This is a genomic window from Enterovibrio norvegicus DSM 15893 (assembly GCF_900115495.1).
GTDB classification, from domain to species: domain Bacteria; phylum Pseudomonadota; class Gammaproteobacteria; order Enterobacterales; family Vibrionaceae; genus Enterovibrio; species Enterovibrio norvegicus.
In genome coordinates this window covers 73,628-86,454 of record NZ_FOWR01000009.1, presented here as the reverse complement: position 1 = coordinate 86,454, position 12,827 = coordinate 73,628, and the positions used below count along the sequence as shown (strand labels likewise).

Genomic DNA, 12,827 nt, shown 5'->3' with positions numbered 1-12,827 from the left:
TCGCTACCTTAAATTTCTTGTACGCTACCGCCCTTAGGTGTCGTTCCCAAAGCACGAAAATTCATCTTGTTACGGGCTTAAAACTGCCCTATTTGTTATCCAAAACCTCGTTTTCCAGTGAGACTTCAACCTGCTTATTGAGCAAGTTGATCATCAGAATTGACCGCAACTCTCCATCAGCTTCTTTGTAGATAGCTTCCATACCCTCAAACTGCCCTTGTGAGATAGCGATGGCATCTCCATGCTTCCAAACTTCACTTAGACGCTCTCGCTGATCATCATTGTCTTCGATAACCATCAGGTTTTTAATAAGGTCTACAGGCACTAATTGAGGCAAAGCTCCAACCCTAACAAAATCAACAACACCACGCGTCGAACGTATAGTTGTAAATGAAATTTTCTCTGGGTCAAACGAGGCAAACACGTAGTTAGGGAAGAGAGGTTCTAAGATAGAGGAACGCTTTCCACGTCGAATTTTCTCGACAGAAACTTGAGGGTAATAGCAATCGACGCCTTGGCGTTTTAAGTGCTGCTCTGCGCGTTGTTGCTCGCTGCGTTTACAATAGAGCAGATACCATGGGTTCATTATACGTCTCGCCGATTTTCTAGCCAATTCGATGTTACATCGTCTTTGCGATGCAACGCATGAGTATATTAGGCTCGAAACCTCGCAGCAAGCGTAGTCTCAGTAACTGGTCATTTTGTCTGCACTGGTTCATGTTTTCATTAGCAAAACATTGAACTTCTCATTTTACGCACAAAAAAGCCGCTGCATAAGCAGCGGCTTTTTGTTTCATCTTCAAATGCTGATTAGGCGGTAAGTCTCTGTATATCTAGGCTAAAACTTGTTAAACCAACTTCACTCAGAGAAACGCGGACGCTTCCACCTGATAGGTCTATCGCTTGAAACTGGGTGCTTGCTGCATCTATTCCTAGTAAGAAATCATTCTTCACAATGACCGCATTGCCGGTTCCATCTACTACTGCGTTTAAGCCAGCGGACAGCACATCAAGTTGATTATCTGACGCATTCAAAATACCAAACATCGCTCTGATTGGGCTGGCATATGTTGATTTCTTGATTGCGTGCTCTATCTGATGAACAAGGTGAATAAAGCCTCTTTCATCAGCATCTTGAGATCGAAGGTATTCGTTGAAAAAAGCCCGAATCATCAGTGTCGTGGCTGTGCCATTTTTGCCAGCTGAACCACTGTCGACCATGTAAAACGCCATTTTTCCATCCATCATCCACATATAATCAAGGACAACTGGATTAGAATCAGCCGATTGAAGCGAATGGTAAGACAGGCGCCAATCACCCTGTTGGGAATCTTGTTCAGGCATTAACCCCATCAGCAAGTCACGTGCACTGCCCGGGTTATCTAATAGGTCATCGAGGTGCCACTTGAGTTCCTCAGTAAGAGGCTGCTCAGCGTTTTGGCTCACTTTGAACCACTGCTGGGAAAAATCGGTATCCGTGGTTGTGCAGCTGTCTGACTCTTCCAGAACCGACAAAATGGCCGATTTAACCACCATGATGTCGTCAATAGGCTTAATGAGGAAATCTTTCACACCAAATCGTAAAGCTTGGGCGACATCAGACATGCCTCCTGTGCCTGAGATGACGATGACAGGAAGCATGGGATACTCGAGACTGACTTCCTCCACGAATTCTAAACCCGTCATTACAGGCATAGAGAGATCGCTCAGAAGAAGGTCAGGGATCCCTTCTCTCAATGCTTTCAATCCATCTAAACCATTTTCCGCTTCTCTAACGACACATCCTTCATGACGAAGGAAACTTGCGATGATCTTGCTGAACACCGGATCATCTTCAACAATGAGAACTTCTTTGCCATCTAACACTGTTTGTTCTCCTGTCTAAATAGGATTCGCTTTCTCGCTCCTTGTAATGCTTGCCAAGGAAAGGGATATCTTTATTCTTAGGATAGATTGAAAAAGCACGGGGCGTTGTTCCGTAAGTAGAAAACCCATACACAATGTGCTTAAGACGATGTATACCCGAAGAAAAAAGTTAATGCGATAGACGAACCATTGAAAACTTCTTATGCGTAAATATGCATACATTTTCACACATTACAATAACGCTTTCTTGATATGAGACAACGAAAAGTCCCACATGTTAATTTGAAATGACACCTTCAGTGTCTTTCAGTGAAGGCCATCGCAAGATCGTGAAATCAAATGAAACTAGATGATTTAAATTTGTTCCGTTTAATCGTGGAAAACGGAAACTATACGTCGGCATCAAAGAAAACAGGCATACCTGTCGCGACATTAACACGAAGAATTCAAGCACTTGAAGACGACCTTCAGATCCGTCTTTTGCATAGAGATGCTCGAAGGCTATCACTTACTGACGCAGGACATTCATTTTATGAGTCTTGCCGTCCTTTGCTTGAGCAATTGATCGCCACAACAGAGACACTCTCAGAGAGCTGTAAGGGTGCATCAGGTGTCTTGCGTATAAGTGCGCCTTCCAACATTGCCACCAAGCTCCTCCACCCTCTGTTTAATGCATTTCTTCTGCAGTACCCAGAGATAAAGCTCGACTTATCACTTTCCAATGACGCATCGCCAGATCACTGTGAAGAACGTCATGCATTTTTTCGTATTGGCCCTCAAAGAGATTCTTCACTGATTGCTCGTAAACTCCAATGTGTGAAAGACATACTCGTCGCAAGCCCTCAGTACGTTGCCAATCAAGCGCCTATTACTGACGCAACGATGCTTGATACCCACCAACTGTTAAAGGGTGACCCGCTCAGACGTTGGCGTTTAACCAGCTCCCAAGGGCAACAACTCAGTATTACGACACAAGGGCGGATTGAATCCACCGAGTTAGGCGTTGTAAGAACCGCCGCCAAAGATGGATTAGGCATCGCTCTCATGCCAGATGTTCTCGTGAATCAAGACATTGCGTCAGGAAAGCTCGTTCAAGTTCTTTCTGATTGGACGTCAAACCCCAGAGATATCTATCTGATGTATCATGATAAATGTAATTTACCGGAAAAATTGCGCGCATTTATTGACTTTACGCTTGAGTATTTTCAAAAGAACACATTAAAAATGTGACCGTCATCCGCAAATGTCCCAAATACGATAAGTGGTTAAAAAATCAACTAAGTTTTGTACTATAAAACTTGCTAAGCATCGTTCGCAGAGCTAATTGTTATAGGTATGTAAATCGATCTTGTTGACTGATTTAGTACCAATACCTCGCAGTGATGCATCTTTTGATGTGCTACTTCACGACAACAACAATGTTCGGAAGGAGTAACTATGATTTTGGGACATTTGCTCGGCCTCTACACACATCCAAAAGAAGAATGGCAGACAATTTATGACCGTCACGAAGGCACAGGAAGCAGCCTTGGTCACATTGCCATCATCGCGCTAATTCCCCCCATTTGTGCTTATTACGCTAGCGTTCATCTTGGCTGGAAAATTGGCGTTGGGGATCCTATTTTCCTGACCTCGCAAAGTGCGCTGATCATAGGTTTTGCCATGTATTTCGCCTTGATTACCGGCGTTATGGCACTCGCTTACTTAACGTTATGGATGAGTCGAACGTTCGGTTCTGAGCCTACATATACGCAAGCACTGGAGCTTTCTGCTTACACAGCAACGCCAGTGTTCATGGTTGGCTTAGCAGCGCTGTACCCTGTCGTATGGTTTATTATGTTGGTAGGGCTTGCTGGGGTGGCTTATTCGGTATACCTCCTTTACACCGGCGTGCCCATCATCATGCACATACCTGAAGATAGAGGCTTTATCTACGCGAGCTCCGTTGTGACGTGCGGACTGGTGCTGATGGTAGCGATTCTCGCCAGCTCGGTCATCATGTGGAATGTTGGCTTCGGCCCAATGTTCATGAATTAACGGCAAGCACGCACCTCAAAAAAACACATTTGACCAAACACAAAAAAAGCGCAAATTTCTCTGCGCTTTTTCAATTTATACTTCAGCCACAAGCCATTTGGAACTTGGCCAGTTTTAGCAAAAGCACTGAAATCAGCTTTCGTTATATATCTCAAGGTTCGCCAGCTCTTGCTGCTGCTCACGAACTGTTTTCGAATCATCATTACGAAGACTTTCAAGGTAATCTAGGTACTCTTGATTTACGTCTTTCGTTACATAATGACCACTAAACACTGAGCTTTCGAACTGTTGAATATCAGGGTTGCCTTCACGAACCGCCTCTTCCAAATCAGACAAATCTTGGAAGATAAGTCCATCAGCACCAATGATGCTCCCAATCTCATCCACTTCACGGCCGTGAGCAATCAGCTCGTTTGCGCTTGGCATATCGATACCATACACATTCGGGAAGCGAATTTCAGGGGCTGCAGATGCCATATAGACGTGTTTTGCGCCGGCTTCACGTGCCATCTCAATGATCTGCTCTGACGTGGTACCACGGACGATAGAGTCATCCACCAGCAGTACTGACTTGTCTTTGAACTCGGAGCGAATAGCGTTCAACTTACGTCTAACGGATTTACGGCGCTGTTGCTGACCCGGCATAATGAACGTACGTCCAACATAACGGTTCTTAACAAAGCCTTGACGATATGGCTTGTCCAGCACTTGAGCGATTTCTAACGCAATATCACAAGACGTTTCTGGAATGGGGATAACCACATCAATGTCTAGGTCTTCCCAATCGCGGCGAATTTTAGCACCCAGCTTCTTACCCATGTTGACGCGAGCCGCATAGACCGAAATCTTATCGATAAAGGAATCAGGGCGGGCGAAGTAAACAAATTCAAAAATACATGGCGACAAAGACGGCGTAGCCGCACATTGACGCGTAAATAGCTGGCCATCAAGCGTAATGTAAACCGCCTCACCTGGCGCAACATCACGCACGAAATCAAAACCCACCGCATCAAGTGCAACGGATTCAGAAGCAAGCATGTACTCATCACGACCATTCACTTTGCGCTTACCTAAACACAAAGGACGAATGCCGTCAGGGTCTCTAAAGCCGATTAAACCATGACCGATGAGCATCGCAACAACCGCATACGCACCCATCACTTGCTCATGCACTGAACGCACTGCGTTAAACACATCGTCTTCGGTAACTGGGTGCGACTTTGCTTTATCAATTTGATGCGCAAGTACGTTAAGAAGCACTTCAGAATCAGACGTGGTGTTCAAGTGGCGGCGGTCTTGAGCAAAAAGAGATTCTCGAAGTTGATTAGCGTTAGTAAGGTTTCCATTGTGAGCGAGGGTAATACCGTAAGGAGAGTTCACATAAAAAGGCTGCGCTTCTGATGCACTTGAACTTCCCGCAGTGGGATAGCGCACATGCCCTATCCCTACTGTTCCTTGCAAGCGCTGCATATGCTTGAGTTGGAAAACATCTTTGACTAAGCCATTTGCCTTTCTTAGACGAAAGCGGTTTTCGTCGATAGTCACAATGCCAGCAGCGTCTTGGCCGCGATGCTGAAGCACCGTTAGCGCATCGTAAATCGACTGATTAACCGAGGTTTCACCTACAATTCCAACAATCCCACACATGTTTGCAGTTCCTTGTAACGCTAGAGGGAGCCCTAAATTACTTTGGGCAAAAAGCTGGAGCTTTGCTCCAAATACGAGAAAAACCATTCAATCACTACCCCAAACTTAGGGATTAATTGTGATTGTTTCCACTCGCTGGCGCCGGGAAGGCTGGTGAAAGCATCAAGGAAGAATAGGAGTGCAGCTACGATAAGCACACCTCGAATCCCTCCAAATACCACGCCAAGAACACGATCGGTTCCTGACAAGCCAGTCTTTTGGACCAATTGTCCAATGACATAGTTCACGACGGCACCAACTATCAGGGTGGCAATAAACAGCGCTGCAATCGCAGCCCCGTTTCGAATCATTTCATCCTGAATATTCGAAAAATAAGCAGCCAATTGTGGGTAAAAATTGCTGGCAACAAAAAAAGCACCAAACCAAATCACCAACGACAGTGCTTCTTTCACAAATCCACGGACCAAGCTAATCAATGCTGAGAAGCCGATCACTCCGATAATGACGTAATCAATCCAATTCATTCTTTATTTCATCTGAGCGATTCGCCGCATTTTAACAGAAAAAATGACGACGCAAACGTTTTCTTAAGGGTTGAGTGGGTTAAATCTAAGCAGTTGACCTTTCAAGCCGGTCAAAGACTCCAAATCTGCAGTCATTGCCTCTAATTTGTCTTTCGACACATTAGGGCCAACCTCCACGCGCGCGAGCTCACCTTGCTTCACATCTCGAGGCATAAGCTGTGCGGGGTAGCCTTTGCCTCGAAGTGTTGAAACCAAGTTTTTTGCATTTTCTATATTTCTAAAAGTGCCTAAGCGGATGATCCAGGCCGAATCCTCATAGCCCGCCTTCGGGACAGATGCTTCCACCTGCGCAACTGCCGCAGGCTCAGATTCAGGTTGAGGTGAGTCGGTAGATTCATTGATCGTCACCGTCACAGGCTCTTGCGGCATGAAGGCTTCAACATCTTCAGGCGCTTCAACGGGCGCAGTGAGTAGTTCAGTATCAAAGTCTTCACGCAGCGGTATCGCTTCGTAATTTTCTAGATAATGTGCTTTTTCACCATCAAAGACGTCTGGGAGAAAAATAACGCCAAGAGAGACCAAGACAAGCGTGCCGACTAAACGATGTTGAAACTGAGTTGCCACAATTACTCCGCTTTAGATAGGAGATCGGCGATTTCACCGACGGTATAAAAAGAACCAAACACAATCACCATATCAGAAACCCCATTAAGTGCAGCTTTTGCAGACTCAAAAGCGGCAGTCGGTGAATCAAAACAGATAACATGTTCTGGTAAATGCTCGGCCAATTGCGACGCAGAAGCCGCTCGAGGGCCAGTCAATGACGCTGGATACCATACATCAACCACGGCTTTCATTTCTTCAAGCGTGGCGGTGATATCTTTATCATGCAACATAGCGACCACCGCATGCACCTTAACGTCACTTCCTTTCTTAAGCTCAGCCAGTTGTGTGGCGAGGTATGCCGCAGAATGCGGATTGTGCGCCACATCAAGCAGCACCAACGGTGACTCAAAAGCACGCTCCATACGGCCTGCGAGTTTGACAGAGGCTAGCCCCTCAACAATGTGCTCATCGGTGACATTTAATTCAGATAGGCCCAACGCCATCAACGCGGTTGCTGCGTTAGGAAGAGGAAGATTCGGAACAGGAAGGTCACGCAAATCAAATGCACCGCATTGCCAATGCCAGACGTCGCCTTCTTTTTGGTAATCGAATTGATAACCCACTTGATGCAATTGTGCATCAATGTCATCCGCATGAGCGGCAACACTGGCCGGCGGCTCAGGTTGACCACACACAGCAGGCTTATTGGTGCGGAAGATGCCTGCTTTCTCGAAGCCAATGACTTCAATGTCATCCCCCAGCCAGTCAACATGATCGATGGCTAAGCTGGTAATAACCGAAACGTCGTGGTCGACAACGTTGGTGGCATCTAAACGCCCACCCAGACCAACCTCAAGGATCACAACATCAACGCGGTTATCCAAAAATAGCCAAAGCGCTGAAAGCGTGCCGAACTCAAACAGACTTAAGCTCGTTTCACCACGCAATGCTTCGATGACGGCAAATGCCTCTGAATGGCGTTCGTCATCCAATTCTTTACCGTTAATACGAACACGCTCGTTGTAACGAATCAGGTGCGGTGAACTGTACACGCCCGTTTTGTAGCCTGCTTTCAGCAAAATTGCTTCAATGATGGCGCAGGTCGAACCCTTACCGTTGGTTCCTGCTACCGTGATCACTGTCGGTGCAGGTTTGGTAAGTTGACCTTTTTGAGCAACCGCGGATACGCGGTCTAATCCCAAATCAATCGCACTGGTATGCAGTGCCTCTAAATACGCCAGCCACTGCGAAAGTGGTGCGTTTGCGTTGGGCGAAATATGTTCTGACATCAGTAATCTACTACAGCTAGTAATACATCAATCATATCAGCTAAAAGACAAAGAGCGCCATAAGGCGCTCTTTTTAGACGTGAAGGTTTGAAGCTGTGCTGCGATAGCGTACTTCTTGCCTTAATACCGTTTACTGTTCGGTATTTTCATCAACCGGTTCAGCTTCGACAACCTCACCTTCCAATGGCTTGTCAACCGACACCACCAATGGGGATTCATGGCCGGTCATTTTAGCGAGCATACCACCGATGCGTTGACGCATTTCACGGCGGTCAACAATCATGTCGATAGCGCCGTGTTCAAGCAAGAACTCGCTACGCTGGAAACCTTCTGGCAGCTTTTCACGCACGGTTTGCTCAATAACACGTTGACCAGCAAAACCGATAAGCGCTTTTGGCTCACCGATGTTTACATCGCCTAACATCGCGAAGCTTGCTGTGACACCACCAAACGTCGGATCGGTCAGTACTGAGATAAACGGCAAACCTTCTTTCGAAAGACGCTCAAGGGCTGCACTGGTTTTCGCCATTTGCATCAGAGACATCAATGCTTCTTGCATGCGTGCACCGCCACTGGCAGAGAAACACACAAGGCCACACTTGTCTTCGATCGCTTGTTCGACCGCACGAACAAATCGCGCACCAACAACGGCGCCCATTGAACCGCCCATGAACGAAAACTCAAACGCACAGCTAACCACTGGCATCCCAAGTAATTCACCTTTCATGACGATCAGTGCATCTTTCTCACCGCTCGACTTCTGCGCAGCAGAAATACGGTCTTTGTATTTTTTAGAATCGCGGAATTTCAGCAAATCTTTAGGTTCAAGATCGGATGCCAACTCAACGCGGTTATCTTTGTCTAGGAAGGTTTCAAGGCGACGACGGCCGCTCATACGCATGTGGTGGTCACACTTAGGACACACCTGAAGGTTGCGCTCTAGTTCAGCGTGGTAAAGCACCTGTTCGCAAGATGAACATTTGGTCCATACCCCTTCAGGAATGGACGCCTTTCTTGAAGAACCGATGTTGCTTTTTGTAAGAATTTTTTCAAGCCAGCTCATGAACGACCTTTTCATTTGGAGCACTTGCCTGCGTTGCGTCCCTGTTGCATTTGAAAGTGCTTAATGACGAGGGCAGGTATTAGCGGCAAGTGGCCTAGATTTCTACGAATTCAACCAAGAATTAAAACACAACTTGTTAAGACTTTGGACAAAAAACTGGTACTACCTATTTTTTGTCTAGCCTTTCTCACACAGTGTACGCACCGTATTATTTCTACCACTATGTGTGATTCAAGATGATCTGGCGTAACTCTTCGTGAATTACGTCTTTTTTTCAGTGAATTACGTGACATTAAAAACAAGGTGTGCATCGGCACACCTTATAAAACAATCACTTTGAATCAGGAAGAAACAGCGGACCCGCTGGAGAACTAGGCAGTGCATACTCGGCGGGATAATCCACTTCAACCAAATACAACCCTTCTGCTTTTGCCGTAGCAGCGGCAAGGTTGCGATCTTTGGCTTCCAATAGCCATTTTATCCATTCAGGTTTTTGCTCTTTCAAGCCAACAGCTATTAAACTTCCTGTTATATTTCGTACCATATGATGCACGAAAGCATTCGCCTTGATATCTATGATCACGAATGCGCCTTGTCGAGTCACATTTAAATGATGAATATTTCGCCAAGGAGAATTAGATTGGCACTGCGCGGCACGAAAAGACGTAAAATCATTCTCTCCAAGCAGGTACTGCCCCGCTTCATTCATCAGTGTTTCATTAAGGTCACCATGATAGTGACTCACACCGTGCCGTAAAATGCCCGGGCGCAATGCGTTATTAAAGATAATGTAACGATAACGACGTGCCGTTGCGGTGAAACGCGCATGAAACGCTTCAGGCACTTCTTTTGCCCAACGCACTGCGATGCTATCAGGAAGGTGCGTATTAACGCCCATCGTCCATGCACGCATTGGCCTGTCGCAGTTCACATCAAAGTGCACTACTTGACCCGTGCCGTGCACGCCAGCATCTGTTCGACCTGCACATTGCACTTCAATCGGCTCATTCGCGATTTTCGTCAGGGCTTTTTCCAAATGCTCTTGCACACTGGGCACCTCACGCTGTCGCTGCCAGCCGAAGTACTGCGCACCATCATATTCCACACCCAGGGCAATTCTCATTTTTCTGTCTCTGCATTACTGATTTATCAATTTCAAGCTGCGCATTATACCCAAACCTACCCAATATGCAGCGACAATGACCCGTAGACTAACAACGATGAAAAAGAACACCCATTCAAAATGCGAAAACGGCAGGGTTACCTGCCGTTTTTTCAATCGCTATAAAATGAGCGTGTTTAATTCAGATTCTCAATCATCTGTTTGGCTTCAGCTTTAAGTGCCGCATCGTCACCTCGCATCACTTTTTCAAGTAATTGAAGTGCGCCATCCACATCGTTCATTTCCAAGTAAGCTTTGGCGAGATCCATATTGGTAGCAGCCTCTCCGCTACTGTCCACGTCAGCAGGTTCAATGTCCCCCAATACATCGGGGAAATCATCTAAGCCGACATTGAGGTCCATCGGCACAGTATCAGGATCATCTTGTGGTGAGCCATCATCTTTCATCAGCTCTTCAATGCTGATGTAAGCATCGTCTGATGAAGACTCTTCAATCAACTCACTTTCTGCGTCTTCCAACAACCCTTCAAGATCACCATCCAAATCCATGTCTTTGACATCATTGCCAAGGATTTCGGGTTGCTCAGACCAATCTTCCGTTTCAAGCTCAGGCTCTGGCTCCATTTCGGCTTGCCAGATGTCACTCTCGTCATCAGGGAAAGACAGGTCGTCAGAGTCGAAGCTTGCTTCGTCATCCGTTTCTAGTGTTTCTAACGTTGCTAAGTCATTGTCTGTCTCAAAGCCATTCAATGCCATCGGCTCATCGTCCATCGACTCAGAGAGTAAGGCATCCATGTTGAGACCCGCGACTTGATGCGCGTCATCTTCAAGGGAAGAAAGCTCATCCATCTCCATTGCCAGAGATTGCGGTGCGCTCGGTTGTGAAAACTCGCCATGGCTATTCGGTGGAACAGCCTCATCCAACTCTCTTTGCTCATCAAGCGCTGCACCGAGAGCATCTTCTTCGTCAAATTCACCCAAGTCATCAATGCTAATGGCGTCAACAGGCGGGAAGGCTAACGTGTGATTCTCTGTAGCGCCGAAATCAGCTTCACCTATGTCAGCTTCGCCTAAGTCGGTGTCACCAAGATCAGAAGGTGCAGAGACGTTATCTTCAACGCCAGTTTCATTCTCACTTTCAACCGCAACGTCATTGTTACGCAGGGCTTGTTCGATAAGCGAAGACGTGGGTACATCGAGATCATTGCGAGAAGAAGGTACATCGAACTCAGCCGCAGCATCTTCTTCCGTATATTCAGACAGTGATGATAGGTCGAACTCATCATCTGATGCATCTTGCTCTTCATCAGAGGCTGAAGCGTCAGGCGCTGTCGATTCACGTTCAGCATTTGACGCGTCTGATTCACTGTCAGCCAGCGCAGCTTCTTCGTCATATTCAGGGAAATCAGACAGGTCTAGCGGCGTATCGTCATCTGCAACGTGAAGCTCTGCATATGAGGCTGGCACTTCCAATGGCTCTGTATCACCAGCAGACTCAACCGCTTTTTCGCTTTCTTCCGCTTGTTGCTCTTCGTCAGAATCATCGACGTCATCAAGCAGGCTATCCAGTAACGCTAAATCGCTGTCCGATGCCTCGGTTTCGCTCTCTAATTCAACAGACTCATCCTCTGCGATTAAGCCCGCGATATCCTCTTCATCGACATTAACGGTGTCTTCAAGCTCTGAAGAAGCATCGTTCTCTTCGTCCAGGCTATTTTCAAGCACATCATCAAGCAGACCCATTTCGGTCTCAGACGCCTCTGGAACAATCTCATCAGATTCAACACCATCAGAAACCAGCGCGTCCAATTCGTCGGTATCAATGGAGGAAGCATCAGCTTGCTCATCCGTTGTCTCGTCTTCTGCAACAGAATCCAGTAATGCTGAAAGCTCATCGGCCGACTCATCACTCTCCAGCGCTTCATCGACAGGCGTCTCGAGTGGCGCCTCAACATCATCATCCGATTCGCTCGGATCATCCATCACATCAAGGGCTGACAAGGTGTCAGCATCTAACGTCTCTTCAGACTTTTTTTCGTCAGTATCCTCTGATGTCGTGTTGTCATCATCAGCAGAGTCCGTCACCCCATCAATGTCTAATGGATCATCAAACGAGGAAAGGTCGTCAGATGACATTTCATCAGCGTCGGAAGACGCTAATAGCAGGTCTTCGTCGTCAAGTGATAGCAAGTCATCGCCATCTTCTGGCAGTTCGTCTAGAACAGCACTCTCGTCGTCGAGATCATCGTCACCCAGAAGCTCATCAAGCAGAACATCGGTTTCTCCGAGATCAACTTCTTCATCATCCGCGGATTCGCCAAGCACCTCGTCAAGAAGATCGTCGTCATCCACAGATTCATCAAGCAGCGTGGTTTCGTCCAATGCATCTTCGTCATCGTCACCATTGAGGAACGCATCAAGCAAGGCATCAGACTCTGAAATGTCGACATCATCGCTGTCCGACGTGATAGAGAGATCGTCACTATCGTCGATCTCTTCTGATACTATCGCCTCGCCGTTTTCGTCAACGTCATCAACCAACTCATCAAGCAAGGTCTCTGTTTCGCCAAGAATGTCATCGATATCATCTTGGCCTGATGTTTCAGTCGCATTCAAAATATCATCGATGTCATCTTGGCCTGACGCTTCAGTCGCATTCAAAATATCATCGAT

The 12,827-nt window shown here is 46.7% G+C and carries 11 protein-coding genes; 2 read left to right on the top strand and 9 right to left on the bottom strand.

Annotated elements, in window-relative coordinates:
- Nucleotides 1–88: 88 nt before the first annotated feature.
- Both rfaH and BM082_RS07550 read right to left on the bottom strand, forming a co-directional pair.
- Nucleotides 89–586, bottom strand: coding sequence for a transcription/translation regulatory transformer protein RfaH (gene rfaH, locus BM082_RS07555; RefSeq protein WP_074926274.1), 498 nt, complete (start codon nucleotides 584–586; stop codon nucleotides 89–91).
- Nucleotides 587–810: 224 nt separating this feature from the next.
- A complete protein-coding gene (locus tag BM082_RS07550; RefSeq protein WP_017016080.1) occupies nucleotides 811–1,866 on the bottom strand; it encodes a response regulator in 1,056 nt (351 codons plus the stop codon).
- 339 nt (nucleotides 1,867–2,205) lie between these two features.
- On the opposite strand from BM082_RS07550, the gene BM082_RS07545 reads away from it, so the two are divergent.
- Together BM082_RS07545 and BM082_RS07540 are read left to right on the top strand one after the other, a co-directional pair.
- A complete protein-coding gene (locus tag BM082_RS07545; RefSeq protein WP_074926273.1) occupies nucleotides 2,206–3,096 on the top strand; it encodes a LysR family transcriptional regulator in 891 nt (296 codons plus the stop codon).
- Nucleotides 3,097–3,303: 207 nt separating this feature from the next.
- Nucleotides 3,304–3,903, top strand: coding sequence for a Yip1 family protein (locus tag BM082_RS07540; RefSeq protein ID WP_017011983.1), 600 nt, complete (start codon nucleotides 3,304–3,306; stop codon nucleotides 3,901–3,903).
- 132 nt (nucleotides 3,904–4,035) lie between these two features.
- Here BM082_RS07540 and purF read toward each other — a convergent pair whose 3' ends face one another.
- The 7 genes from purF to BM082_RS07505 form a co-directional block, all read right to left on the bottom strand.
- Entirely contained in the window at nucleotides 4,036–5,550 is a 1,515-nt protein-coding gene (gene purF, locus BM082_RS07535) for an amidophosphoribosyltransferase (protein ID WP_074926270.1), read from the bottom strand.
- A gap of 32 nt (nucleotides 5,551–5,582) precedes the next feature.
- Nucleotides 5,583–6,074: a CvpA family protein gene (locus tag BM082_RS07530; protein ID WP_074926266.1), complete on the bottom strand. Its 492-nt coding sequence runs from the start codon at nucleotides 6,072–6,074 to the stop codon at nucleotides 5,583–5,585.
- 63 nt (nucleotides 6,075–6,137) lie between these two features.
- Nucleotides 6,138–6,698, bottom strand: a complete 561-nt coding sequence (locus BM082_RS07525; RefSeq protein WP_074926263.1) for an SPOR domain-containing protein — start codon at nucleotides 6,696–6,698, stop codon at nucleotides 6,138–6,140.
- A gap of 2 nt (nucleotides 6,699–6,700) precedes the next feature.
- Complete coding sequence (gene folC / locus BM082_RS07520; protein WP_074926261.1) at nucleotides 6,701–7,969, bottom strand: bifunctional tetrahydrofolate synthase/dihydrofolate synthase; 1,269 nt, start codon at nucleotides 7,967–7,969, stop codon at nucleotides 6,701–6,703.
- Nucleotides 7,970–8,099: 130 nt separating this feature from the next.
- Nucleotides 8,100–9,032: an acetyl-CoA carboxylase, carboxyltransferase subunit beta gene (gene accD / locus BM082_RS07515; protein ID WP_017014177.1), complete on the bottom strand. Its 933-nt coding sequence runs from the start codon at nucleotides 9,030–9,032 to the stop codon at nucleotides 8,100–8,102.
- A gap of 331 nt (nucleotides 9,033–9,363) precedes the next feature.
- Complete coding sequence (gene truA, locus BM082_RS07510) at nucleotides 9,364–10,155, bottom strand: tRNA pseudouridine(38-40) synthase TruA (RefSeq protein WP_074926259.1); 792 nt, start codon at nucleotides 10,153–10,155, stop codon at nucleotides 9,364–9,366.
- Nucleotides 10,156–10,331: 176 nt separating this feature from the next.
- A partial coding sequence (locus BM082_RS07505; RefSeq protein WP_280138441.1) for a FimV/HubP family polar landmark protein occupies nucleotides 10,332–12,827 on the bottom strand: 2,496 nt, incomplete at its 5' end.

Coding starts and splice junctions, on each gene's coding strand:
- purF (WP_074926270.1), bottom strand. CDS start 5,550: ATGTGTGGGATTGTTGGAATTGTAGGTGAAACCTCGGTTAATCAGTCG.
- accD (WP_017014177.1), bottom strand. CDS start 9,032: ATGAGCTGGCTTGAAAAAATTCTTACAAAAAGCAACATCGGTTCTTCA.
- BM082_RS07545 (WP_074926273.1), top strand. CDS start 2,206: ATGAAACTAGATGATTTAAATTTGTTCCGTTTAATCGTGGAAAACGGA.
- truA (WP_074926259.1), bottom strand. CDS start 10,155: ATGAGAATTGCCCTGGGTGTGGAATATGATGGTGCGCAGTACTTCGGC.
- rfaH (WP_074926274.1), bottom strand. CDS start 586: ATGAACCCATGGTATCTGCTCTATTGTAAACGCAGCGAGCAACAACGC.
- BM082_RS07540 (WP_017011983.1), top strand. CDS start 3,304: ATGATTTTGGGACATTTGCTCGGCCTCTACACACATCCAAAAGAAGAA.
- BM082_RS07530 (WP_074926266.1), bottom strand. CDS start 6,074: ATGAATTGGATTGATTACGTCATTATCGGAGTGATCGGCTTCTCAGCA.
- folC (WP_074926261.1), bottom strand. CDS start 7,969: ATGTCAGAACATATTTCGCCCAACGCAAACGCACCACTTTCGCAGTGG.